We start from the raw sequence: 23,053 nt of genomic DNA, 5'->3' as shown, positions 1-23,053 counted from the left end.
TTGACATCCCGAAGAAGGATCGTAAAAGTCGGCTAGCCTGCTAAGACACCCAATCGAAAGCAGCTAGGAGATAGGAAATGTCCAACATTCAAGTGTACCTGCCGGCCAAAGACGGTTCGGCTTATTGGCCGGTCTCCACGGGGGACTCATGCAAAGAGGCTGTCCACGTCCTGTACACAGACGACTTTGCCGCCCCTCCTCACCGACTCGTGATTGAAATCACTACCGAGTCAGGCAAAAAGGTCGAGGTGAGCATCCCGTATGCTGATGACGCTCAAGCATCAGTCCGAATAGACGGCACAACCGTGTGACGGCTTTGCAACGCTTGCAAAAAAGTGAGTAGATTTGTGAGTAGACCCCCACTCACAAAGACCTAGACACCTGTAAATAAAGGCCAAAATTGAGCAGTACGGGTCTCCCTCGGGCACCAAGATCCGGAAAAAACCGACCTTATGGTCGGTTTTTTTTCGTCTGCATTTTTTGCAAGCGCGCGTGAGCTCGCCGGGCTTATGCCCATCTATGTTCTGGGCTCAGGCACGCTTCATGCCGAGGTGTTCAGAAAAGCGCAGCTGGTAGCCGTCCGGGTCAGCGTTTTCAATCGGATTTCTCATGACATGCCCCGAAGCCGCAAGCGTAAGCAAATCCAATTAAAGTCCCCGCAGGCGCCAGAGTCCGGCAGCTTGACGCCGCCCCAATGACTCCGGGCACTTCACGCATATCTGCACTCTATTGGCCATCACCGGGATTAACACTTAAGCTTTCATTCGTCGGATATATTCCGAAAGCATTGATAGCGTAATAGCACTTGGCCATAGTTGCGCTCCCTTTTATCCACCCTGTGTGACCCATGAAAACAATCGCGCCCTGTGTGGCAGCAATGATGCTGCTTAGTGGGTGCAATGGAGTGCCAACGTCGTACCTTTCAGATCCCGTCTACAGCCAGGCCTTTCTGGTGACATCTGGCCCGCCGCTGCCAATGTTGCTGATGGCCAGCGCCATCCAGTGGAACGAGGATTATGCAGTAACCGCCAAACATACCCCCTTCCTGCGCCACGTTGTCCATGAAGGCCTGGGCGATGTGGTGTTCTTCAAGCACAAGGCAGCCAAGGTCCCGCTGTGGCGCCAGTATGTGCCTGGTGAGGGGGTAACGGCGGTCGGCTTCAACAGCCTGATGATGCCGGTACAGGGCAAGGGCCATGCACTGCCGTCGCTGGTGCGCCTTGAAGGGACGCCAGGCAGTGTCTTCTACTCGGTGCACGACGGGCCTGTGGTCAAAGGCATGTCCGGCGGGCCGGTGTTCGCCGACGATGGCACGGTGGTGGGGATCAACATTGCGATCATCCCCAAAGGCGAGATCGACGCCAGCAAGCGCCCCGACCTCATCGGCAAGGCACGCATCAGCGTGTTCATGTCGTTCAGCGAAATAGACAAGGAATGGCGGCGTTACCAGTTTCAGCTGGCGCAAAAAGCCAAGCCCGCTGCTCCTGTGGCTATCAAGGGGTATGTGGCGGTGGTTGCCAAACCAAAACCCTGAATTGGCGCTGGCCCGCATGTTCCTGACTTCGCCGTTGACCAGGAGCTGGTCGAGCGCCGGGCCGCAAAATTCGCGGACGAAATGCTGATCATGATGCAAGGCTAGCGGCCCCTTCGCGGTGAATCCGCTCCTACAGGGGCCCAGCCCTGTTGCTGAACACTTCTGTAACACCACCCTGACGAACAGCACCGAACCATGCCAGTCCCTCGACGTCCGATCCTGCATCCCCCGCGTTCCGAGGTACCCCGCGTGAAAGACATCATCGCCCGCAAGTACCGCCTGGTCGTGAAGACCATCGGTTACATCGGCTGGTCGCTGTTCTGGCTGCTGATCTGGGATGTGCTGGTCACCATCGACTTCATGCTGTTCTTCAACAGCAAGTTCACCCTGCCGCTGATTCCGCTGACCCTGCTGGGCTCGGCGCTGGTGGTGCTGGTGAGTTTCCGCAACAGCAGTGCCTACAACCGCTGGTGGGAGGCGCGCACGTTGTGGGGCGCGCTGGTGAACAGTTCGCGCAGCTTTGCGCGACAGACGCTGACACTGATCGATGACCGCGACGATGGGCTCAACCCGGTGAAGGCCACGTTGCTGCGCAGGCATATCGCCTATGTGAACTGCCTCGCCGCGCACCTTAAAGGCGAGCGCTGCCCGGATGAACTGATGGCCTTCATCCCGCCGGCAGAATTCGAGCGGCGCAACCGTTCGAACAACTTTGCCAATGACATTCTTGGGGGCTCGGCGGCCCTGCTGGCACGGGAATACCAGGCCGGGCGCCTGGACAGCATTCGCCTGGCGCGGCTGGAATCGACCCTGGTGGACCTGTCCAATGCGCAGGGCGGCATGGAGCGCATCGCCAATACGCCGCTACCCTACCCTTATGTGTATTTTCCGCGGTTGTTCATCACCCTGTTCTGCCTGATCGTGCCGGTCGGGCTGGTGGAGTCGCTGGGCTGGTTTACGCCGCTGGCTTCGACCGTGGTGGGGTTCATGCTGCTGGCCATCGAGCGGATTGGCACGGATTTGCAGAGCCCGTTCAGGTTCAGTGAGCACCAGATCCAGATGGACACCATTTGCGAGACGATCGAGCGCAATCTGGAATCGATGCAGCGGGAGGCGCAGTGTGGGGAGCTGGCCTAGCGCATGACCTCAAGGGCCCTATCGCCGGCAAGCCAGCTCCCACAAGGGAGCGTGAAAACCCGAAGACTTGCGCAATACCTGTGGGAGCTGGCTTGCCGGCGATGGGCCGCAACGCGGCCCCGGCTATCGGTCAGGCGCGCACATACCGCTGGCGCAGCACATCACTGAGCACATCCACCAGCAACACCAGCACCAGCATGCCCAGGATCACCGTGCTGGCCTGGGCCTCCTGGAACAGGCTCAGGGTGGTGTACAGCATCTGCCCCAACCCGCCCGCCCCGACCAACCCCAGCACACTGGCCATGCGGATGTTGTTCTCCCAGCGGTACAGGCTGTAGGCCAGCAACTGCGGCCAGAGATTGGGTAAGGTGCCATAGCAGAACGCCGCGACCTGGCCACCACCCTGCAAGCGAATCGCCGCTGCAGGCTCCGGCGACGCATTTTCCAATGCCTCGGCGAACAGCCGCCCCAACACGCCAGCCGTATGCAGCGCCAGGGCCAGGGTACCGGCATTGGGGCCAAGGCCGGCCGCCAGCACCGTAAGCGCCGCCCATACCAGTTCCGGAATGGCCCGCAAGCCATTGAGCAGCAACCGCGACGCCGCCTGGAACGGCCAACCGAAGCGGCCCGCAGCCGGCAGCGCCAGCAGCATCCCCAGCACCATGGCCAGCAGCGTCCCCAGGCCGGACATGGCCAGGGTCTCCAGCGCCCCGTGCCAAACGGCACGCAGGTGTGCAGCCGACAGGTCCGGGTGCAGGAAACGCCCGGCATACTCACCCATCTGCCCCAGCCCACCGTTGCCCACCAGCGCCTGCAGGTCCAGTTCCAGGTAAGCGAACGAGGCCGCCACCGCCGTCACGATGGCAGCCAGCAGTAACAGGTTGATCACCCGGTTCATGCCAGCCTCCAGCGCAACAGGCGGCTAAGCAGGTCGGCCAGCATCACCAGCAGCAGGAAAGTCAGCAGCATGCTCGCCACCTCCGCACCGGCGAACATGCGCATCGACAAGTCGATCTGCTGTCCCAGCCCGCCAGCGCCGACAAAGCCCATCACCACCGACGCCCGCACCGCGCACTCCCAACGGTACACGGTGTAGGACACAACCTCGGAGGCAGCATTAGGCAGAATGCCGTAGAGAAATGCCGCCAGCCGGCCGCTGCCCGCTTGCATCAAGGCATGCGCCGGGCGCTGGTCGACCGACTCGAAAATCTCGGCGTATACCTTGCCGAGCATGCCGCTGTAGGTGATGGCGATGGCCAGTACACCCGCCGTCGGCCCCAGCCCCACAGCCCGCACAAACAGCAGTGCCCAGACGATTTCCGGCACACTGCGCAGGAAAATCAGCAACCCGCGCACAGGCAGGCGCAGCAACCGCGACCAGAAACCGGCCCGCCCACCGCGGGAGGCGGCACGCAGCGACAACGCTCGGCTAGCCAGCAGCCCTGCAGGAATCGCCAGCAACAACGCCAACGCCATGCCGGCAGTGGCCACCGCCAGGGTCTGTAAGGTGGCTTCGTACAGCAACGCAAGGAAATCGGCATCGTGTGCCGGCGGCCAGAAGGCGCCGGTGAAACTGGCGATCTGCTGCCGGTTCTCCGCCTGAAACAGCACCCAAGGGTCAAGTTCGCTCAATTGCACGCCTGGCCACAGCACCGCTACGGCCAGCAAGGTCAGCAGCAACCGCGGCATCAGGGCCGGGTCGCGCGCGTCAGCTGTCAGCATCGCGGAATCTGCACGGTCAGAGTCGGTCCCTGGGTGGGCGGCGAAGCCAGTTGTTCGTTGGCGTACAACGCATCCAGCATCTGCTCGCTCACCGCCTCGGCCGCGCAGTCGAACACCACCTGCCCGTCGCGAATGCCGATCACCCGTGGGAAGTGCGCCAGCGCCAGCTCTACTGCATGCAAGCTCGCCACCAGGGTCACACCATTAGCCTGGGCATGGCGGTTGAGCAAGGCCAGGCTATGGTCGGCCAACACCGGGTCCATTGCTGACACCGGCTCGTCAGTCAGCAACAGTTGCGGCCGCTGGTACAACGCCCGGGCAATCCCCACTCGCTGCAACTGCCCGCCGGACAGTTGGCCACATTGCACGAACAGCTTGTCGGCCAGGCCCAGCTCTGCCAGAACCTGGCGCGCCCCCGGTACATCGCTGGGGTACAGCAGGTTGAGCAAGCCGCGCAGCATTCCCCACTGCCCCAGGCGGCCGGCCAGCACCGCTGTCACCACTCGCTGGCGCGGCGGCAACGGCGGTGCCTGGTGCACCAGGCCTACCTGCGCCCGCAGGCGCTGACGTGCCCTGGCCGACAAAGCCCACGGCTGCTCGCCGAGCAGCTCCAGGCGACCGCTGCCAGGCCGAATAGCCGAAGCCATCAGGTGCAGCAGGCTCGACTTGCCCGCCCCCGACGGCCCGATTATGGCGACACGCTCGCCCTGCTCGATGCACAGGCTCACCGCGTCAAGCGCACGCACCTGGCCATGACGCAGCCCGGCACTGTGCAGATGGATAGCCACGTTGGAAGCAGTCACTTGAGCAGACCGGCCTCGCGTGCAGCTTGCTCGGTGCCCACGTAGTTTTCAGGCTTGGTCTCGATGAAGCGGCTGGCAGCCTGCAGGTCGAGGATCGCCTTGTGCTCCGGGTTGGCCGGGTCGAGGTCGAGGAAAGCCTTCTTGATCTTCTCTTTCAGCGCCGGCTCCATATTGCCGCGCACGGTCCAGTTGTAGTCGAAATAGGTCGGGGTGGTAGCGAACACCTTCACCTTGCCGGTATCGACCTTGCCGGCATCCACCAGCTTCTGCCACACGCTGGCATTGAGCACACCACCGTCCACCTTGCCGGCCTGCACCCAGGCCACGGTGGCGTCGTGGGCACCGGAATAGGCCACACGGCTGAAGTAGTCCTCGGGCTTGATGTTGTCCTGCTTGAGCATGAAGTAACGCGGCATAAGGCTGCCCGAAGTGGACGAGATGGAGCCGAAGGCGAACGATTTGCCCTTGAGGTCGCTGAGGCTTTTCACGTCAGGGTTGGCGGTGATGAACTTGGAGGTGAACTGCGCATCCTGCTCACGCTGCACCAGCGGGGTTGCCTTCGGGTCCTTCAGGTGCACCTGGACAAAGGTGAAGCCGCCCAGCCAGGCCAGGTCCAGCCGGTCGGCAGCCAGCGACTCGACCACCGCCGGGTAGTCGGCTACCGGCACAAACTTCACCTCCATGCCCAGTTGCCTGGCCAGGTACTCGCCCAATGGCTTGAACTTGCGCTGCAATTCGGTCGGCGCTTCGTCGGGGATGGCGCTGACCCGCAGGGTTTCGGCGGCCTGGGCGACTACGGCACAACAAGACAGCACGAGGCCGGCGGCGAGCGCCAAGGGGCGTTTGAGCATGGGTGATCTCCGGTTCAATGGCGAGAAGAGCAGCGGGTAGCTGACCCGCAGAAGTATAAGAGCCACAGCCCCAAAGGCCAGCTTTGCTACAATCGCGCAACAATTTGACCTGCCGAGGTGCGTATGAGCGAGCCGATTCGCCTGACCCAGTACAGCCATGGTGCCGGCTGTGGCTGCAAGATTTCCCCCAAGGTGCTGGACGTGATCCTCGCCGAGAGCGGCGCCCAGACCCTGGACCCGAAACTGTGGGTCGGTAACGCCTCGCGCGACGACGCAGCCGTGTACGCGCTGGACGAAGAGCGCGGTGTGGTCTCCACCACCGACTTCTTCATGCCGATTGTCGATGACCCCTACGATTTCGGCCGCATCGCCGCCACCAATGCCATCAGCGACATCTACGCCATGGGCGGTGATCCGCTGATGGCCATTGCCATCCTCGGCTGGCCGGTCAACGTACTGCCACCGGAAGTCGCCCGCGAAGTGATCCGCGGTGGCCGTGCGGTGTGCGCCGAAGCCGGCATCCCGCTGGCCGGCGGCCACTCCATCGACGCCCCCGAGCCAATCTTCGGCCTGGCCGTGACCGGCGTGGTCAGCAAGCGCCACCTCAAGCGCAACGACACCGCCACCGTGGGCTGCCAGCTTTACCTGACCAAGCCGTTGGGCATCGGCATCCTCACCACCGCCGAGAAAAAGACCAAACTGCGCGCACAGGACCAGGGCCTGGCCCGCGACTGGATGTGCACCCTCAACACCCCCGGCAGCCGCTTCGGCAAACTCGATGGGGTCAAGGCCATGACCGACGTCACCGGTTTCGGCCTGCTCGGCCATCTGGTGGAGCTGGCCGAAGGCAGCGGCCTTACCGCGCACCTGGACTACGCCGCCGTGCCGCGCCTGCCCAGCGTGGACCATTACCTGGCCGAGGGCTGCATCCCTGGTGGCACCCTGCGCAACTTCGACAGCTACGGCCACAAGATCGGCGCCCTCGGCGACGACCAGAAGCACCTGTTGTGCGACCCGCAAACCAGCGGCGGTCTGCTGGTGGCGGTGGCCCCGGAAGGTGTAACCGAATTCCTCGCGGTGGCCGCAGAGCTGGGCCTGAAACTGTCGCCGATCGGCACGCTGGTCGAGCGACAGAGCCACGCAGTCGAGGTGATCTGATGCGCCCCGACTGCACCGATTTTGCCCAGCTGTTCCTCGACGACGTGCCGATGATGGACATGCGTGCCCCGGTCGAATTCGCCAAAGGCGCCTTCCCGGGCGTGGTCAACCTGCCGCTGATGAATGACCAGGAGCGGCAGAAGGTCGGCACCTGCTACAAGCAGCAGGGCCAGGCTGCCGCCATCGCCCTGGGCCACCAGCTTGTCAGCGGCGCCACCAGACAGGCACGCCTGGACGCCTGGGTGGCGTTCACCCAGGCCCACCCCGAGGGCTACCTGTACTGCTTCCGTGGCGGCCTGCGCTCGCAGATCGTGCAGGGCTGGCTGCGCGATGAGGCGGGTATCCGCTACCCGCGCATCAAAGGTGGCTACAAGGCCATGCGCACCTTTTTGCTGGAGACCACCCAGCAGGCGGTCGAGCAGTGCGATTTCGTGCTGCTGGGCGGCCTGACCGGCACCGGCAAGACCGACGTGCTACACCAGCTGGGCAACGTGCTGGACCTGGAAGGCCATGCCAATCATCGTGGTTCCAGCTTTGGCAAGCGCGCCACTGCGCAACCAGCTCAGATCGACTTCGAAAACCAGCTGGCAATCGATGTGCTGAAGAAACGCGCCAGGGGCATCGGGCAGTTTGTGCTTGAAGATGAAGGGCGCATCGTTGGCAGCTGCACCGTACCCTTGGCGTTGTACCAAGGTATGCAGCAGTACCCGCTGGTGTGGCTGGAAGACAGTTTCGCCAACCGCGTCGAGCGCATTCTGCGCGACTACGTGGTCAACCTGAGTGCCGAGTTCGTCAGCGTGCATGGCGAAGAAGATGGCCGCCGCCTGTTTGCCGAGCGAATGCTGCAAAGCATGGCCAATATCCACAAACGTCTTGGTGGCGAACGTTACCAGAGGTTGTCGGAGACCCTGCGCCAGGCCCTGGAAGAACAGCAGCGCAGCGGCGTGGTAGACCTGCACCGGGGCTGGATCGAAGGCTTGCTCAACGAATATTACGACCCGATGTATGCCTACCAGCGCGATGCCAAAGCCGAGCGCATCGAGTTTGCCGGGGATGCCGTGGAAGTGCGCGAGTACCTCAAGGCCCGGGCGCTTCGCGAACCCCACAAATAAAACCAGGGCCGCTTCGCGCCCCATCGCCGGCAAGCCAGCTCCCACCTGGACAGCGCAAGCCTCAAGCTGTGCGCTATCCCTATTGGGAGCGGCGGTGCGGCGATTCGATTTACCCGCGAAGGGGCCGGAACAGGCAACTTACTGCCCCGGACTGAGCACCCGCTCCAGCTCGGCCGCCCGGTCGCGGGTCATGTCCATCATGCATGAACCACCCTCCAGCTGCGCCATGGTCCCGCCACTGGCCTGCACATGGAACTGGCAATTACCATCGCGGTAGGCCAGCCACTTGCGCTGTACATCGCGCAAGCTCTTCTGCTGCCCGGCATCCAGCTTGCCCATCAGTTGCTTGTACACACGGTTCAAGCGCTGGTCCTGCACGTGTGTCTCGGCCCCGATGCATTCACTCATGGCCACAGTACTGGAGGCCTTGTCCATGCACTGTCCATAGGCCGGCGTGTAGTCCTCCGCCACCGCCATTGGCAGCACGCCGGCCAGTGCCAGGCCTGCCAGATAATGCTTGATCATGCGAATCCTCCTTGTGGATATCACAGCGTCTGCGGCTGCTCAGGCGGCATCAGCACCTTGCCCGGCTCGAAGCGCAACGAGGGCATTTGAGTCGCCGTATACAAGGCCACGCCCAACGCCGCAATCAGCACCACGTCGAGCCAGCTCCAGCCCGGCATGTCGTCTGCGCTACGCGCCTTCCAGCAATGCCAGGCCTGGCCCAGGCAGAACACCACCATCGCCGCCAGCCACAGGTAGAAGCCAAGACCAAAACCGGTCAGGTCATGGAATTCATAGGTCTGGTTATCCGGCAAACGGGTGATGCCGAAGCTGCTGGCCGCCAGGTACAGCGCTGCCAGCCCGGCCAGCAACGCCAGCCGGCGGAGCCGCCGATGCGCAAGGATGGCGACGGCCAGCAGCGGGTTGGCAAACCACTGGTACAAGCCGAAGGGCATGCCCCATGGCCCGTACAGCAGCATCTGCAGCGCCGGCATGTGGCGCCCGCCGCTCATCAGTGCACCGTCGAAAAACAGGGCGAGCAGGTACAGCAGCAGGCTGATGCTCAGGTAGAAAACGGGCAAGGGACACACCTGGGAAAACGGGACAGACTGCGACCTTAACCCAGGCCCTGCCCCGCCACCAAACCTTCAGTAACTGCCGCGCAGGGTCACCATGAAATTGCGTGGTTCGCCGTAGTAGTTGCCATAGGTCGAAGTGCCCACGGTCTTGGTGGGTCGGCTACGGGTATGGAGCACGGGCCACAAGTGGGAATTGTGCCCGAACAGTAGTAGCCGCCATGAGACTATGCAACCGGTGGCTCCAGCAATAATCCGTAGATACCCGAGTCGGACAGTTCACCCGCCACGCACCAACGCGCCCGCAGGGTGCCTTCCAGCACGAAGCCCTGCCGTTCGAGGGTACGTGCCGAGCCTTGGTTGCGCGGGTCGATCTCGCCTTCCAGGCGGCGCATGTGCAGGGTATGGGCGAGGTAGTCGATGAAGCAGGTCAGCGCTTCGTCCATGTAGCCCCTGCCCTGCACCGCGCTGGCCAGGCAGTAGCCGATTTCGCCGCGGCGGGAGATGTCGTCGATGTTGAACAGCTGGACCATGCCGATGAGTTCGCCGTTGTCGCGGCGGTACATGCCGAGCTTGAGCTGATCACCGCTGGCATAGGCTTCGCGGTCGGCGGCCAGGGCGCTTTCGGCCTCGGCCAGGTCATGCCAGGGGGCATGGTGCCAATAACGCATGACCTCGGGGTCGGCCATGATCGCCAGCCACTGCGCGGCATCGGCATGGCGCATGGGGCGCAACTGCAGGCGCGGGCTGTCGAGGCAGAGGTCACTGGGGAAACTGCGGGGTGGGGTCACGCCGGATCTCCTGTCCATTGCTGGGGAGATGACAGTTTAACTTCATGTGCAAGGTTCGGGCATCCCGGGGCTGCTTTGCAGCCCATCGCCGGCAAGCCAGCTCCCACAAGGTCTCCACAGGGCCTGAGCCTCGTGCAGTACCTGTGGGAGTTGGCTTGCCGGCGATGAGGCCAGTGCAGGCGAGCAACAATGCCTCAGGCCACCTCAGCCCCATCATCCGGCCAGTGCGGTTCGTTGGCCCCCGGCGGGGTGAGCGGTGGCAGCCCGTACGCCGCCCGCGCATCATCACAGCTGGGGTTATGCACCCCACCCTCCCACGAAGCATCAAACTCGCGGCAAGGGCTGGAACGGTTGGCATAAATGGTACAGGCCACCTCTTTACCAATCTCGCCAGCAAGGCTGACACAGCGGCAAGGCTTGGCATCGGTGCCAATCATGGCAACGCGGGTTGGGTTGATCTGGACCACCAGGTCGTCCGGCACAACGCCCCCGGCAGACTGGCATTCGCCCCAGAAGAAGGACACACGGAAGTACCCGCAGCAGGCGCCGCAGTCAAGGCAAGGGTTATATTCGGACATGGTGCCACGGAGGGAAGGTTGTTGTTATCGGGTCTGGCCCGCGGCGCCATTTTTAATCCAAGCGGGGCCGGCTGGATAGAGGGCAGACGTAAAAAAAGTTGCCGCTGATCCGGCGCACGGGTGCGAGCGGCCAGTGACGTCACCGGCCGCCCGCTGCCGTCAGCTGATAGCCTTGTAGGTGCTGGCATTCCAGCGCTGCAAGGCCAACCCCTCGCGGGGGTGATAGGCGTTGCCCTGCACCTTGCTGAAATGCGTGGGGGCCAGGCCGCAATGCACCAGCCGGTCATGCTTTTCACCTTCGGTAAGCACGGTGTACGACTCGTTTCGCATGTCCTGGTAGCGCCCGTCCGCTGCAGCCATCGCCTTGTGGTATTGCATCAACTGGCTATCGTCGAGATTCAGGCGGTTGGCCAGCTGAACGCCCCAGCGAGTCAGGCATACCTCGGCAAAATGGCGCACGATCAGGCCAGGCTCGGCCAACACCTTGCCAACGCCCGCACCATCGGCCGAGGCGTTGCCCACCAGCGTGGCATGGCGCCCTGGCATCGGGTAGACGCAGATACGCGTGCTGCCGTGGACTGACGGGATGACACAGGCAAACCCTCTGGAGCGCTCATCCCGGGAATAGAAGCCTACGTATTCCCGGACATTGGCAGCCAACGTTACCCGCTCGGACTGCACGTTGCCGACCCCAGGCACTGGATCAATCGCGAATATGTTCACAGGTATCCCCCGCAGTGCAGGGTCGTTCGCCATGGCGTTGGCCAACATGTGGCAGCTGATCCCTCCCCTGCTCCATCCCACCAGGTTGACCTGGGTTGGCAGACGTGGCTCGCGGAACATGCTGATGATGCGCTCCTGCAGCTCCTGCGGGGTCGGCTGACGTACTCCATAGTCGTAAGTGCGCCAGAACCAGGAGGCCGTGGAAGCAGCATCCGGTATCGGCACACCGGCGTCTTTCAGCCGTTCATATTCATCTTCGCTCAGTTTGCGGCGCTGCCAGCTGGTTTCACCCTTTATCAGCTGCAGCACATGGTTGACGTTCTCTTCCCAGCCGCGCCCGAACAGCTGGCCGCTCCAGTTGTAGTAAATGCCAGGCTCGACGAACAGGTTGTCATCCTGAAGGTTGCCACTACCTGGACCGTCCACGGCTATCCAGTGGGCGAACTCGCGGCCCTGATCGTTGCTGGCAAGGGTCGAGACCAGTTCGCCGTTCCAGAAGTTGGGGTTGGCATCGTCGAAGCGGTGCGAGCCGGTGCCGCAGAAATAGGCGGTGAAGACACTCATGGGGGATCTCTTCGCTGAGAAATGAGTGCTGAAGATAGGTAGGCTGAGGCGTGGGATGCAGGCGGAAAGCTCGCCCGGCTGAAGATTCCGGGGCTGCTTTGCAGCCCCGGTTGCTTACTTGCGGCCGAGGCCGTCAGCCCGGAACATCTGGCGGATACCGCGAATGGCCTGGCGAATGCGGTCCTGGTTTTCGATCAGGGCAAAGCGCACATGGTCGTCGCCATACTCACCAAAGCCGATACCCGGCGACACGCATACCTTGGCCTCGGCCAGCAGCTTCTTGGCGAACTCCAGCGAGCCGAGGTGCGCGTACTCCGGCGGGATCTTCGCCCACACGTACATCGACGCCTTGGGGTTCTCGACCATCCAGCCCAGTTCGTGCAGGCCCTTCACCAACAGGTTGCGGCGTTGGCGGTACTGCTCGGCAATATCGCGCACGCATTGCTGGTCGCCTTCCAGCGCGGCGATGGCCGCTACCTGCAAGGGGGTGAAGGTGCCGTAGTCGTGGTAGCTCTTGATCCGGGCCAGGGCGCTGACCAGTTCGGGATTGCCGACCATGAAGCCGATTCGCCAGCCAGCCATGTTGTAACTCTTCGACAGGGTGAAGAACTCCACCGCAATGTCTTTGGCGCCTGGCACCTGCATGATCGATGGGGCCTTCCAGCCGTCGTAGACGATGTCGGCATAGGCCAGGTCGTGGACCACCAGCACGTCATACTGCTTGGCCAGGGCCACCACACGCTCGAAGAAGTCCAGCTCCACGCACTGGGCAGTGGGGTTGGACGGAAAGCCGAGGATCATCATCTTCGGCTTGGGGATCGACTCGCGGATGGCCCGCTCAAGCTCGTTGAAGAAGTCCACACCCGGCACCAGCGGCACGGAGCGCACCTGGGCACCGGCAATCACTGCACCGTAGATATGGATCGGGTAGCTGGGGTTGGGCACCAGTACCGTGTCGCCCTGATCAAGGGTGGCCAGCATCAGGTGCGCCAGGCCCTCTTTCGAGCCGATGGTGACGATGGCTTCGCTTTCCGGGTCGATGTCGACCTCGTAGCGTTCCTTGTACCAGTTGGAGATGGCCCGGCGCAGGCGCGGGATACCGCGGGAGGTGGAGTAGCCGTGGGTGTCTTCACGCTGGGCGACCTGCACCAGCTTCTCGACGATGTGCGGCGGGGTGGCGCCATCGGGGTTGCCCATGCTCAGGTCGATGATGTCCTCGCCACGGCGGCGGGCAGCCATCTTGAGCTCGGCAGTGATGTTGAAGACGTAAGGGGGGAGACGATCGATGCGCGCAAAGCGGCGCGGCGAACCTGGGTTGGCCATGGCTTCCTCTGAATACGTAAGCGCCCGGAACCGTCCGAGCGACGTTGGCCGATATGGCGGCCTGGATCAGAAGATAGTGCCGAAACAGGATGCATGTAAAGGACAATTTCCTGTTTTTTTAGATTTTTTCAGATCTATTTTTTAAAATCAGGGATTTATTTCTTCAGGCATGGCCTCTTCGCGGGTGAACCCGCTCCCACAGGGATATCAAAACCCTCAAGCTTGTGGAGATCCTGTGGGAGCGGGTTCACCCGCGAAGAGGCCGGCCCAGGAAAAACCCATAAAAAAACCCCGGCACATGTCCGGGGTTTTCGTGAAACAGGCAGCTATTTCAGCGTGCGTAAGTCATCAGCACGTCCGCAGCCGTTTGGCTATCCACACCCATCATCACGCTCAGGGCAGTGACGGTGAGGATGGAGAAACCGAACACCTTGCGCGCCCACTTGCTATCGTCCTCGGCCTTGTAGCCACCCCATGCCATGTACAGCCAGTACAGGCCCATGGCAGCTGCCACGGCCAGGTAGCCGAGGCCGGCGTAACCGCCAAGGGTAAGCATCAAGGTGGCGAGCACGAAGGCCAGCACGTACAGCACGATCTGCTTCTTCGCGGCAAGGATACCGCGTGCCACCGGCAGGACCGGAATATTGGCAGCGCTGTAATCCTTGAAACGGAAGATCGCGATGGCAAAGCTGTGAGGCATCTGCCACAGGCTGAACATCACCAGCAGGGTTACCGCAGCCAGGTCGAAGCTGTTGCTCACGGCGCAGTAGCCGATCACCGGAGGCATGGCACCGGACAGGCTGCCGACCAAGGTGCCGTGCACCGATTTGCGCTTCAGCCACAGGCTGTAGAAACCGACGTAGACAACGAAGCCGATCAGCGCACAGAACGCCGCCAGCGGGTTGGCCTGGACATACAGCAGGCTGAAACCCGCCACCCCGAGCAGGGTGGCGTAGATCAGCGCGAGGGGCAGCGACATACCGCCCTGAACCATGACGCGGTTCTTGGTGCGCTCCATCTTGTGGTCGATGTCACGGTCGATGCAGTTGTTGAACACGCATCCGGACGCCACCACCAGCGAAGTACCGATCACCACCGCCAGGAACAGGGCGAAATCCACATGGCCCTTCGAGGCAAGGAAGAAACCGCCTGCCACGGAAAGCACGTTACCGAAAATGATCCCCGGTTTGGTGATTTGGATAAAGTGCTTAACGGACATGCAGTCTTACCTCACTTGGCCATCATTTCGATGTGGATGTTGAACATGATCCACAGCGACAGGCCGACCAGCAGTGCAATAACCATCACGGTGAACAGGAACGTCGACACGTTGTTGCGTTGCTCTTTCGAGCGGTCCATGTGCAGGAAGTACACCAGGTGTACGACTACCTGGATCACGGCCATGGCAACGATGATCAGAACGGTCAGGTTCTTCGGCAAGCTGGCGGTCATCGCCAGCGCGAACGGGATCGCGGTCAGGATGATCGACAGTACAAAGCCGATCATGTACGACTTGACGCTACCGTGATTACCTTCGTGATGAGTGTCGTGTGCGTTAGCCATTACAGAACCCCCAGCAGGTAAACGACGGTGAATACGCAGATCCAGACCACGTCCAGGAAGTGCCAGAACAGGCTCAGGCAGCTCATGCGGGTCTTGGCGGTCGGCGTGATGCCGTGCTTGCTGATCTGGTACATCATGATTGCCATCCAGATCAGACCAGCAGTCACGTGCAGGCCGTGGGTACCGACCAGCGCGAAGAACGCCGACAGGAAGCCACTGCGCTGCGGGCCGAAGCCTTCGCTGATCAGGTGATGGAATTCATAGATTTCCATCGCGATGAAGCCTGCACCGAACAGGAAGGTCACAGCCAACCAGCCCAGTACGCCTGCTTTCTTGCCATCGAACATCTTCAGCATGGCGAAGCCGAAGGTGATCGAGGACAGCAGCAGGAACAGCGTTTCAACAGCTACGAAATCGAGCTGGAAGATGTCATGACCCGACGGGCCGCCGGCAAAACTGCCGGACAGCACCGCGTAGGTGGCGAAGAGCGACGCAAACAGGATGCAGTCGGTCATCAGGTACAGCCAGAAGCCCAGTACGGTCATCTGGCCCGAGTCGTGGTGGTGGTCGTCATGCCCATGGTCGTGACCATGAGCAGCGCCGCCGTGCATTACTTGACTGGACATTGATTACACCCGCTCAAACGATTCGACACGTGCGCCGGCAGGCAGAGCACCTGCTTTGGCCAGCGCTTTCAGACGCTCGCCTTCGATGCGCGCCACTTCTTCGGCCGGAACCATGTAGCCCTGGTCGTCACGTGCAGCGTGGCGAACGAAGACTGCGATGGTTGCCAACAGGCTCGCGCCCACCAGCCACCAGATGTGCCAGATGAAGGCGAAACCGAACACGGTCAGGAACAGACCCATGAACAGACCGGTGGAGGTGTTGCTCGGCATGTGGATCGCTTCGTACTTGGCCGGAACTTTGTACGCAACACCGGCTTCCTTGGCTTCGTGCCAGGCGTCCAGACCAACTTTCTCAGGCATGTGAGCGAAGTTGTAGAACGGAGGTGGCGACGAAGTGGACCACTCGATGGTACGGCCGCCCCATGGGTCGCCAGTGACGTCCATGTTGTCTTTGCGGTCGCGAACCGACACGTAGATCTGGATCAGCTGGCAAGCGATACCGAACAGGATCAGCACGGCGCCGACAACGGCTACGTACAGGTAGGGTTCCCACAGTGGGTTGTCGGAGTGGTTCAGACGACGGGTCATGCCCATGAAGCCCAGGGCGTACAGCGGCATGAACGCAACGTAGAAGCCCGACAGCCAGAACCAGAAGGCAGCTTTGCCCCACTTCTCGTTCAGGGTGAAGCCGAAGGCTTTCGGGAACCAGAAGGCGAAACCGGCGATGTAGCCGAATACCGCGCCACCGATGATCACGTTGTGGAAGTGCGCAATTACGAACAGGCTGTTGTGCAGGACGAAGTCAGCACCTGGTACGGCCAGCAGTACGCCGGTCATGCCACCGATGGAGAAGGTGACCATGAAGCCCAGGGTCCAGAGCATCGGTGCGGTGAAGCGCACACGGCCCTGATACATGGTGAACAGCCAGTTGAACAGCTTCACACCGGTCGGGATGGAGATCAGCATCGTCGCCAGGCCGAAGAAGGTGTTGACGCTGGCGCCGGCACCCATGGTGAAGAAGTGGTGCAGCCATACCGCAAAGCCGAGGATGGCGATCGCGCCCGATGCGTAGATCATCGAGTGGTGGCCGAACAGGCGTTTGCCAGAGAACGTCGAAGTCACTTCCGAGAACACGCCGAAGGCCGGCAGGATCAGGATGTAGACCTCAGGGTGACCCCACGCCCAGAACAGGTTGACGTACATCATCGGGTTCCCACCAAGCTCGTTGGTGAAAATGTGGAAGTCCAGATAACGGTCAACAGTCAGCAGAGCGAGTGCGGCAGTCAGAATCGGGAACGAAGCAACGATCAGTACGTTGGCCCAGGTGCAGGTCCAGGTGAAGATCGGCATGTCCATCAGCTTCATGCCAGGTGCGCGCATCTTCATCACGGTGACGAGGAAGTTCACACCGGTAAGCGTCGTACCAAGGCCGGATAGCTGTAGCGCCCAGATGTAGTAGTCGACACCTACCCCAGGGCTGTACTGGATGCCTGCGAGCGGCGGATAGGCAACCCAGCCGGTCTTGGCGAATTCACCAACGCCCAGCGAGATGTTGACCAGCAGCACGCCTGCCAGCAGCAGGTAGAAGCTCAGGGAGTTCAGGAACGGGAAGGCAACGTCACGTGCACCGATCTGCAGAGGAACCGCCAGGTTCATCAGGCCGGTGAAGAACGGCATCGCCATGAAGATGATCATGATCACACCGTGAGCGGTGAAGATCTGGTCATAGTGTTCAGGCGGCAGATAGCCTTCGGAGCCACCGGTAGCGGCAGCCAGCTGGGTACGCATCATGATGGCGTCGGCAAAGCCGCGCAGCAGCATGATCATCGCGACGATGATGTACATCACGCCGATCTTTTTGTGGTCGACAGTAGTCAGCCACTCGCTCCACAAGTAGGTCCACTTGCGGAAATAGGTGATAAGACCGACGACAGCGATACCGCCGAGCGCGATCATGGCAAGCGTCACCATGACTATCGGCTCGTGATAGGGTATCGCCTCCAGGCTTAGTTTACCGAACATCTCTTACTCCTCTGCACCGGCAGCTGGTTGCATACTCGTTTCCACACCCTTGGTAGTGGCCAGATCTTTGCTGCCTGCTTCTTCGTGGACCGGCTTGCCGCGATTCATGCCTTCGTACTTGTCGACGATGGTCTGGAACAGCTCCGCTGGCGCCTCGCTGTACAGCGCGACTGGGACGTATTCGCTAGGCTTGACCAGAGCTTCATACTCGGCCTTGTCCAGCTTCAGTGGCGACTGCTTGACCTCGGCGACCCATGCATCGAAGTCGGCCTGGGAAGTGGCAGTAGCCTTGAATTTCATGCCGGTGAAACCAGCACCGCTGTAGTTGGCGCTGATACCGTCAAACACACCGTTCTCGTTGGCGATCAGGTGCAGTTTGGTGGTCATGCCAGCCATGGCGTAGATCTGGCCACCCAGGCCCGGGATGAAGAACGAGTTCATCACGGCGTCGGAGGTGACGCGGAAGTTGATCGGGGTGTTGGCCGGGAAGTTGATCTTGTTGACCGTAGCGATGCCCTGCTCCGGGTAGATGAACAGCCACTTCCAGTCCAGCGCGACCACGTCGATCTGGATCGGCTTGACGTCCGAATCAAGCGGACGGTAAGGGTCCAGCTTGTGGGTCGACTTGTAGGTGACGTAACCCAGGGCGATGATGATCAGGATCGGGATGATCCACACCGCGGCCTCGATCTTGGTCGAGTGCGACCAGTCGGGGGTGTAGGTGGCTGCCTTGTTGGAAGCACGGTACTTCCAGGCGAACGCCAGGGTCATGATGATGACGGGAATCACCACCAGCAGCATCAGGCCGGTTGCGATCAGGATCAGGTTCTTTTGCTCAATGCCGACCTGGCCCTTCGGGTCGAGCAGGGTCCAGTTGCACCCACTGAGTAAAAGCATGCCTAAAACGGGCAATATGCCAAACAGTCTGGGGTAACGCTTTTTACTCATCTCACGACCTCTAGATCAGCTTGCTTCAATGCAATTTGTGTTTTGGTAGCCAACACTTCGTCCTGCCAAGTGAGGCATTTTTCGCCCGTACTCGCTCCTGCCTGGGGTCCGACTGCAGGACCTTGGCTTCAAACGTGTTGGCGGTGCTTATGGTTTCGTAGGCAACAGGCCTGTACTTCAGACCAAGTCCATTTGGTGCGGGAAACGCGGAGGGGTGTCCGCCCGGTATCGCCGTTGGGCGAAACTTGACGAAGTCAGCAAAAAGGAGCGCTGGGGCTTCCTTCAATCCTGCGACTCGCAAGCAGTGCCGAACGGAAATTGGGGGCGATTGTAGTTAGGTCGCCAACCCTTGACTATGACTTATTGAGCAACAGTCTTTTACAGAATACGTAACAATGCTGCTCAATTATTCAACTTCGCGACAGTTTGTCGCACCCCGCCTGATAGGCGCCAAGGCCGCATTCTGCAAGGCCTCGGGGTTGATCTGGATCAAGCGGTGTGGACATTTTCCCTGTTCTCGTGCGGCGTAAAAGACCACACGCAAATCGGGACTTATGTCTAAGCCTGGCGTCGGTTGCGCAAGATCCCGAGCGGAACCAGAATGGCGGTCAGTACAAAGGCCACAAGCGCCCATTGCGCCAGTGACAGACCGAGAATCGGCGGGTACGGCGTGCTGCAGAAGCCGTCGACCTGGAACGCCAGCGGCCAGACTTTGGCCAGCGGCAGGTCATCCACGATCGGCTGCAGGGTGTCGATGCCGCAACTGACCATGGGGTTGGCGAGTATATACACATGGTTGCCGGCCGCAACGATTCCGCCAATTGCACTGACCACCACCAGCGCCTCGAACAGGGTCAGGCTGCGCCGCCCCGGCATCGCCGCAGCAAGGAAGGCGAATATGGCAATGAACAGCAGCGCGTAGCGCTGCAGGATGCACAACGGGCAAGGTGCCTCACCCAACACCACTTGCATGTAGAGGGCGCCGCCAATCAGCGAAATGCAGATCAGGCCCAACAGCACCAGAAAGCGCCGTTCCCGATTGAGGCGCGAGGTTTGTTCGTTCATTGCCGGTTCCTTCGATGGATAGTGGCAGCGTGGTCCGCCTGCCTTGCGCAAGTCTACACGCTGGGGCAGGGCCTTGGAGCGTGCCGAGGAAGCGGCGTGATAGCACTGCGCAGGGCTATCCGGTGTGGCTGAGACCGGCCGCAACGAGGTCGGTTCAACGTCGGGCGGCAAAAAACGGCTGCCCGGGTGCCGCGCAGGGGCGAGCCCCTCGACACCCGGGAGTGAAGGATACCGTGATTAAAGCAGGATTAAAGGTGAAAGCTGGGTGGGCGGTTTCATCTCTCTTTATATATAGGCAGGAAGGAGAGGTGCGGCCCAGCCACTGAGAATGCATAAGCCTGCACCGGCCCTATCGCCGGCAAGCCAGCTCCCACAGGGAACGCACAGGTCCTGGGGCCTGTGGTGTGCCTGTGGGAGCTGGCTTGCCGGCGATAGGGCCAGTACAGGCACTACATCACTCCAAGGCAGCCGCCGGCCCGAAGAACTCGTAGCGGCTCTGCTGCTCGGGCACACCCAGGCCCCTCAGCTGGCGCTTGACCGCCGCCATGAAGGCCTTGGGCCCAAGGAAGTAGGCATCCACGTCACGCTCTTGCGGCAGCCACTCGGCCAGCAGGTCTTCACTCAGCAGGCCCACTGCATCAGCCTGATCAGCACTGTCCTGCTCGGCATAGCAGTAGAAGCGCTTGAGCTGCGGGTGACGTGCGGCCAGCCCGTCGACCCAGTCACGGAAGGCATGCACGGCGCCATTACGCGCACAGTGGATGAAATGCACCTCACGCTGCGTTTGCAGTGCGGCTTGCAGCATCGCCAGGGTCGGGGTAATGCCCACACCACCGCTGATCAGCACCAGCGGCTTGTCGCTGGCAGCCAGGGTGAAGTCACCCGCCGGCGGGAACAACAGCACCGTCTCGCCCACCACACATTCATCGTGCAGGTAGCTGGAGACCTTGCCGCCCGCTTCGCGTTTGACGCTGATGCGGTATTCCTTGCCATCGCACAGCGCCGACAGGGAATAGTTACGACGCTGCTCGGCACCGTCTATGTCCAGCTTCAGGCCAATGTACTGGCCAGGCTCGGCCTTGAGCACCGGTTTGCCATCCACCGGGGCGAAATGGAACGAGACGATTTCGCTGCTTTCCTGCTCACGGCGCACCAGGCGGAATTCGCGAGTACCGCGCCAGCCGCCGGCGGCTTCTTCCTTCTGTTTATAGAGGTTTTCTTCGGCCCCAATCAGGATATCGGCCAACTGACCATAGGCCGCGCCCCAGGCTTCGATGACTTCGGGGGTGGCGATTTCCTTGCCCAGCACTTCCTCGATGGCACGCAACAGGCAGCTGCCGACGATCGGGTAGTGCTCCGGCAGGATCTGCAGGGCAACATGCTTGTTGATGATCTGCCCCACCAGGCCGCCCAACTGCTCCAGCTGGTCGATATGCCGGGCGTACATCAGCACGCCATTGGCCAAGGCCCGCGGCTGGTCACCACTGGCCTGGTGCGCCTGGTTGAACAGCGGGCGTACCTGCGGGTACTCGCTGAGCATCATCTTGTAGAAGTGGGTGGTCAGCGCTTCGCCGCCGGTTTCCAGCAGGGGGACAGTGGCCTTGATGATTGCACGTTGTTCGGCATTGAGCATTGCAGCAACTCCTGAGCCTGAGGCTTCAAATGACTGCCTGTGCCATTACAGCAATCGTGCCAACTTTTATCCCCAGCAAAATCAGGGGTGTGATGGGGGCCGTGTCAAAACGACCCGCTCGAGCGTATAGTCATATCGACCAACAGGAGTCCATATGACTACAAAGCCACTGCTTACCGCCCTGCTGCCGCTGGTCAGCGACCTGTCGCGCGACTTGCCCGACCAGGAGCGCTACCGCCGCCTGTTGCAGGCCATGCGTTCGCTGTTGCCATGCGACGCCGCCGCGCTGCTGCGCCTGGACGGTGAGTGGCTGGTACCACTGGCGGTGGACGGCCTTAGCCCCGACACCCTGGGTCGGCGCTTCCGGGTCAGCGAGCACCCGCGCTTCCAGATTTTGCTCAGCCGCCCGGAGCCTACCCGTTTCGCCAGCGACTCGGACCTGCCAGACCCCTACGATGGCCTGGTCAACGCAGCCGATGCCCACCTTGAAGTGCATGACTGCATGGGCTGCCCTTTGATGGTCGATGAGCGCCCCTGGGGCCTGGTCACCCTCGATGCCCTCACCCCCGGGCAGTTCCAGAGCCTGGAGCTGGAATCCCTGCAGGCCTTCGCCAGCCTGGCCGCGGCCACAGTTACCGTGGCCGAGCGCATCGAGCACCTGGCGCTACGCGCCGAAGACGAACACCACCGCGCCGAAATTTACCGCCAGGCCAGCGGCCAGGATAAAGAGCTGATCGGCCAGAGCCCTGCCCACAAGCGCCTGGTGGAGGAAATCCGCCTGGTCGGCGGCAGCGACCTGACCGTACTGATTACCGGTGAAACCGGCGTCGGCAAGGAACTGGTGGCCCAGGCCCTGCATCAGGCCAGCACCCGCGCTGACAAGCCGCTGGTCAGCCTCAACTGCGCCGCCTTGCCGGACACCCTGGTGGAAAGCGAGCTGTTCGGCCATGTGCGCGGTGCATTCACCGGCGCGCACGGTGAGCGCCGCGGCAAGTTCGAACTGGCCAACGGCGGCACGCTGTTCCTCGACGAAGTGGGCGAGTTGCCGCTGACGGTGCAGGCCAAGCTGTTGCGCGTGCTGCAAAGCGGCCAGCTGCAGCGCCTGGGTTCGGACCGCGAGCACCGCGTGGACGTGCGCCTGATTGCCGCCACCAACCGTGACCTGGCAGCGGAAGTGCGCAATGGCAACTTCCGCGCCGACTTCTATCACCGGCTCAGTGTGTATCCGCTGCACGTACCGCCATTGCGCGAACGTGGCCGCGATGTGCTGCTATTGGCGGGGTACTTCCTTGAACAGAACCGTTCGCGCCTGGGCCTGAACAGCCTGCGCCTGAGCAGCGAAGCCCAGGCCGCGCTGCTGGCCTACGACTGGCCAGGCAATGTGCGGGAACTGGAACACCTGATCGGCCGCTCGGCGCTAAAAGCCATGGGCCAGCACCCGGAACGGCCGCGTATCCTGACGCTTGAAGCCACCGACCTGGACCTGCGCGTGGCGACGACCACGGGCGCCCTGCCCTCCCCCGCAGCCCCGCCTGCAGTGCTATCCCTGCCCGAAGGCGGGCTGCGCGAAGCGCTCGATCTCTACCAGCGTCAGGTGATCGAGGCCTGCCTGCAACGGCACCAGGACAACTGGGCAGCGGCTGCGCGAGAACTGGGCCTGGACCGCGCAAATCTGAGCCGCCTGGCCCGCAGGCTGGCGCTTCGCTGAGGCCTCTCTACCAAAGGATTAACCCAGAAAGCCATCTGGTTGCTTCCCGCCTGGCTGCTATATCTCCCTAACCACCCGAATCTCGACTAGCCGGTCGAGGCTGTGCTCAACGC

General features: G+C 61.8%; 23 protein-coding genes. 6 read left to right on the top strand and 17 right to left on the bottom strand.

What is annotated here, in order from left to right; genetic code table 11:
- Window positions 1–77 precede the first annotated feature (77 nt).
- The 3 genes from AC5O5R_RS04090 to AC5O5R_RS04080 all read left to right on the top strand — a co-directional run bounded on the left by AC5O5R_RS04090 (window position 78) and on the right by AC5O5R_RS04080 (window position 2,671).
- Complete coding sequence (locus tag AC5O5R_RS04090) at window positions 78–311, top strand: hypothetical protein (protein ID WP_104960812.1); 234 nt, start codon at window positions 78–80, stop codon at window positions 309–311.
- Window positions 312–880: 569 nt separating this feature from the next.
- The gene (locus AC5O5R_RS04085) at window positions 881–1,534 is read left to right on the top strand and encodes a serine protease (RefSeq protein WP_494515458.1); all 654 of its coding nucleotides are present in this window, start codon (window positions 881–883) and stop codon (window positions 1,532–1,534) included.
- Between the two features lie 249 nt (window positions 1,535–1,783).
- Window positions 1,784–2,671, top strand: a complete 888-nt coding sequence (locus AC5O5R_RS04080; protein WP_172231414.1) for a bestrophin family protein — start codon at window positions 1,784–1,786, stop codon at window positions 2,669–2,671.
- Window positions 2,672–2,801: 130 nt separating this feature from the next.
- Here AC5O5R_RS04080 and phnE read toward each other — a convergent pair whose 3' ends face one another.
- The 4 genes from phnE to AC5O5R_RS04060 are packed head-to-tail and all read right to left on the bottom strand — an operon-like array spanning window position 2,802 to window position 6,047.
- Window positions 2,802–3,569: a phosphonate ABC transporter, permease protein PhnE gene (phnE, locus tag AC5O5R_RS04075; RefSeq protein ID WP_494514983.1), complete on the bottom strand. Its 768-nt coding sequence runs from the start codon at window positions 3,567–3,569 to the stop codon at window positions 2,802–2,804.
- The gene (locus tag AC5O5R_RS04070) at window positions 3,566–4,393 is read right to left on the bottom strand and encodes a PhnE/PtxC family ABC transporter permease (protein WP_172221140.1); all 828 of its coding nucleotides are present in this window, start codon (window positions 4,391–4,393) and stop codon (window positions 3,566–3,568) included. Before AC5O5R_RS04070 ends, phnE begins: the two co-directional genes overlap by 4 nt.
- On the bottom strand, window positions 4,387–5,196 hold the full coding sequence (locus tag AC5O5R_RS04065; protein ID WP_172221143.1) for a phosphonate ABC transporter ATP-binding protein: 810 nt from the start codon (window positions 5,194–5,196) through the stop codon (window positions 4,387–4,389). Before AC5O5R_RS04065 ends, AC5O5R_RS04070 begins: the two co-directional genes overlap by 7 nt.
- Window positions 5,193–6,047 carry a putative selenate ABC transporter substrate-binding protein gene (locus AC5O5R_RS04060; RefSeq protein WP_172221146.1) on the bottom strand — a complete coding sequence of 285 codons (855 nt, stop codon included), beginning with the start codon at window positions 6,045–6,047 and terminating at the stop codon, window positions 5,193–5,195. The genes AC5O5R_RS04065 and AC5O5R_RS04060 overlap by 4 nt, the downstream gene beginning before the upstream one ends.
- Before the next feature lie 123 nt (window positions 6,048–6,170).
- Here AC5O5R_RS04060 and selD point away from each other — a divergent pair, with 123 nt between their 5' ends.
- Both selD and mnmH read left to right on the top strand, forming a co-directional pair.
- Window positions 6,171–7,205 (top strand): selenide, water dikinase SelD, encoded by a 1,035-nt coding sequence (selD, locus tag AC5O5R_RS04055; RefSeq protein ID WP_494514982.1) that lies wholly within the window; start codon window positions 6,171–6,173, stop codon window positions 7,203–7,205.
- The gene (gene mnmH / locus AC5O5R_RS04050) at window positions 7,205–8,317 is read left to right on the top strand and encodes a tRNA 2-selenouridine(34) synthase MnmH (protein WP_494514981.1); all 1,113 of its coding nucleotides are present in this window, start codon (window positions 7,205–7,207) and stop codon (window positions 8,315–8,317) included. The genes selD and mnmH overlap by 1 nt, the downstream gene beginning before the upstream one ends.
- 138 nt (window positions 8,318–8,455) lie before the next feature.
- On the opposite strand, the gene AC5O5R_RS04045 is transcribed toward mnmH, so the two are convergent.
- The 13 genes from AC5O5R_RS04045 to hmpA all read right to left on the bottom strand — a co-directional run bounded on the left by AC5O5R_RS04045 (window position 8,456) and on the right by hmpA (window position 21,232).
- Window positions 8,456–8,842: a lysozyme inhibitor LprI family protein gene (locus AC5O5R_RS04045; RefSeq protein WP_494512106.1), complete on the bottom strand. Its 387-nt coding sequence runs from the start codon at window positions 8,840–8,842 to the stop codon at window positions 8,456–8,458.
- A 20-nt stretch (window positions 8,843–8,862) separates the two neighbouring features.
- A complete protein-coding gene (locus tag AC5O5R_RS04040) occupies window positions 8,863–9,402 on the bottom strand; it encodes a hypothetical protein (RefSeq protein ID WP_172221157.1) in 540 nt (179 codons plus the stop codon).
- Between the two features lie 221 nt (window positions 9,403–9,623).
- Window positions 9,624–10,187: a GNAT family N-acetyltransferase gene (locus tag AC5O5R_RS04035; RefSeq protein WP_172221160.1), complete on the bottom strand. Its 564-nt coding sequence runs from the start codon at window positions 10,185–10,187 to the stop codon at window positions 9,624–9,626.
- Between the two features lie 194 nt (window positions 10,188–10,381).
- Window positions 10,382–10,765: a YkgJ family cysteine cluster protein gene (locus AC5O5R_RS04030; RefSeq protein WP_172221163.1), complete on the bottom strand. Its 384-nt coding sequence runs from the start codon at window positions 10,763–10,765 to the stop codon at window positions 10,382–10,384.
- A gap of 159 nt (window positions 10,766–10,924) precedes the next feature.
- Entirely contained in the window at window positions 10,925–12,052 is a 1,128-nt protein-coding gene (locus AC5O5R_RS04025) for a hypothetical protein (RefSeq protein WP_494514980.1), read from the bottom strand.
- 114 nt (window positions 12,053–12,166) lie between these two features.
- Window positions 12,167–13,375 carry an alanine transaminase gene (alaC, locus tag AC5O5R_RS04020; RefSeq protein WP_172221169.1) on the bottom strand — a complete coding sequence of 403 codons (1,209 nt, stop codon included), beginning with the start codon at window positions 13,373–13,375 and terminating at the stop codon, window positions 12,167–12,169.
- 331 nt (window positions 13,376–13,706) lie between these two features.
- On the bottom strand, window positions 13,707–14,594 hold the full coding sequence (cyoE, locus tag AC5O5R_RS04015; protein WP_172221172.1) for a heme o synthase: 888 nt from the start codon (window positions 14,592–14,594) through the stop codon (window positions 13,707–13,709).
- Between the two features lie 11 nt (window positions 14,595–14,605).
- A complete protein-coding gene (gene cyoD / locus AC5O5R_RS04010; RefSeq protein WP_172221175.1) occupies window positions 14,606–14,938 on the bottom strand; it encodes a cytochrome o ubiquinol oxidase subunit IV in 333 nt (110 codons plus the stop codon).
- A complete protein-coding gene (cyoC, locus tag AC5O5R_RS04005; protein ID WP_172221178.1) occupies window positions 14,938–15,564 on the bottom strand; it encodes a cytochrome o ubiquinol oxidase subunit III in 627 nt (208 codons plus the stop codon). The genes cyoD and cyoC overlap by 1 nt, the downstream gene beginning before the upstream one ends.
- A gap of 3 nt (window positions 15,565–15,567) precedes the next feature.
- Window positions 15,568–17,586 carry a cytochrome o ubiquinol oxidase subunit I gene (gene cyoB, locus AC5O5R_RS04000; RefSeq protein ID WP_172221181.1) on the bottom strand — a complete coding sequence of 673 codons (2,019 nt, stop codon included), beginning with the start codon at window positions 17,584–17,586 and terminating at the stop codon, window positions 15,568–15,570.
- A 3-nt stretch (window positions 17,587–17,589) separates the two neighbouring features.
- Entirely contained in the window at window positions 17,590–18,534 is a 945-nt protein-coding gene (cyoA, locus tag AC5O5R_RS03995; protein ID WP_172221184.1) for a ubiquinol oxidase subunit II, read from the bottom strand.
- Window positions 18,535–19,092: 558 nt separating this feature from the next.
- Complete coding sequence (locus AC5O5R_RS03990; protein WP_172221187.1) at window positions 19,093–19,599, bottom strand: disulfide bond formation protein B; 507 nt, start codon at window positions 19,597–19,599, stop codon at window positions 19,093–19,095.
- Between the two features lie 454 nt (window positions 19,600–20,053).
- Complete coding sequence (gene hmpA / locus AC5O5R_RS03985; RefSeq protein WP_172221190.1) at window positions 20,054–21,232, bottom strand: NO-inducible flavohemoprotein; 1,179 nt, start codon at window positions 21,230–21,232, stop codon at window positions 20,054–20,056.
- A 154-nt stretch (window positions 21,233–21,386) separates the two neighbouring features.
- Here hmpA and norR point away from each other — a divergent pair, with 154 nt between their 5' ends.
- Window positions 21,387–22,940, top strand: a complete 1,554-nt coding sequence (gene norR, locus AC5O5R_RS03980) for a nitric oxide reductase transcriptional regulator NorR (RefSeq protein WP_172221193.1) — start codon at window positions 21,387–21,389, stop codon at window positions 22,938–22,940.
- Window positions 22,941–23,053: the final 113 nt, after the last annotated feature.

Source organism: Pseudomonas sp. 8_5_2, assembly GCF_059295255.1.
Note: the sequence above shows the minus strand (reverse complement) of the source record. Positions and strands in the feature narration are given on the sequence as shown.

Bases quoted from the DNA above. Each gene is read 5' to 3' on its own strand.
- AC5O5R_RS04090 (WP_104960812.1), top strand. From the start codon at position 78: ATGTCCAACATTCAAGTGTACCTGCCGGCCAAAGACGGTTCGGCTTAT.
- AC5O5R_RS04060 (WP_172221146.1), bottom strand. From the start codon at position 6,047: ATGCTCAAACGCCCCTTGGCGCTCGCCGCCGGCCTCGTGCTGTCTTGT.
- cyoC (WP_172221178.1), bottom strand. From the start codon at position 15,564: ATGTCCAGTCAAGTAATGCACGGCGGCGCTGCTCATGGTCACGACCAT.
- cyoD (WP_172221175.1), bottom strand. From the start codon at position 14,938: ATGGCTAACGCACACGACACTCATCACGAAGGTAATCACGGTAGCGTC.
- AC5O5R_RS03990 (WP_172221187.1), bottom strand. From the start codon at position 19,599: ATGAACGAACAAACCTCGCGCCTCAATCGGGAACGGCGCTTTCTGGTG.
- AC5O5R_RS04025 (WP_494514980.1), bottom strand. From the start codon at position 12,052: ATGAGTGTCTTCACCGCCTATTTCTGCGGCACCGGCTCGCACCGCTTC.
- cyoE (WP_172221172.1), bottom strand. From the start codon at position 14,594: ATGTCCGTTAAGCACTTTATCCAAATCACCAAACCGGGGATCATTTTC.
- AC5O5R_RS04045 (WP_494512106.1), bottom strand. From the start codon at position 8,842: ATGATCAAGCATTATCTGGCAGGCCTGGCACTGGCCGGCGTGCTGCCA.
- mnmH (WP_494514981.1), top strand. From the start codon at position 7,205: ATGCGCCCCGACTGCACCGATTTTGCCCAGCTGTTCCTCGACGACGTG.
- alaC (WP_172221169.1), bottom strand. From the start codon at position 13,375: ATGGCCAACCCAGGTTCGCCGCGCCGCTTTGCGCGCATCGATCGTCTC.
- selD (WP_494514982.1), top strand. From the start codon at position 6,171: ATGAGCGAGCCGATTCGCCTGACCCAGTACAGCCATGGTGCCGGCTGT.
- cyoB (WP_172221181.1), bottom strand. From the start codon at position 17,586: ATGTTCGGTAAACTAAGCCTGGAGGCGATACCCTATCACGAGCCGATA.
- cyoA (WP_172221184.1), bottom strand. From the start codon at position 18,534: ATGAGTAAAAAGCGTTACCCCAGACTGTTTGGCATATTGCCCGTTTTA.
- phnE (WP_494514983.1), bottom strand. From the start codon at position 3,569: ATGAACCGGGTGATCAACCTGTTACTGCTGGCTGCCATCGTGACGGCG.
- hmpA (WP_172221190.1), bottom strand. From the start codon at position 21,232: ATGCTCAATGCCGAACAACGTGCAATCATCAAGGCCACTGTCCCCCTG.
- AC5O5R_RS04070 (WP_172221140.1), bottom strand. From the start codon at position 4,393: ATGCTGACAGCTGACGCGCGCGACCCGGCCCTGATGCCGCGGTTGCTG.
- norR (WP_172221193.1), top strand. From the start codon at position 21,387: ATGACTACAAAGCCACTGCTTACCGCCCTGCTGCCGCTGGTCAGCGAC.
- AC5O5R_RS04030 (WP_172221163.1), bottom strand. From the start codon at position 10,765: ATGTCCGAATATAACCCTTGCCTTGACTGCGGCGCCTGCTGCGGGTAC.
- AC5O5R_RS04085 (WP_494515458.1), top strand. From the start codon at position 881: ATGCTGCTTAGTGGGTGCAATGGAGTGCCAACGTCGTACCTTTCAGAT.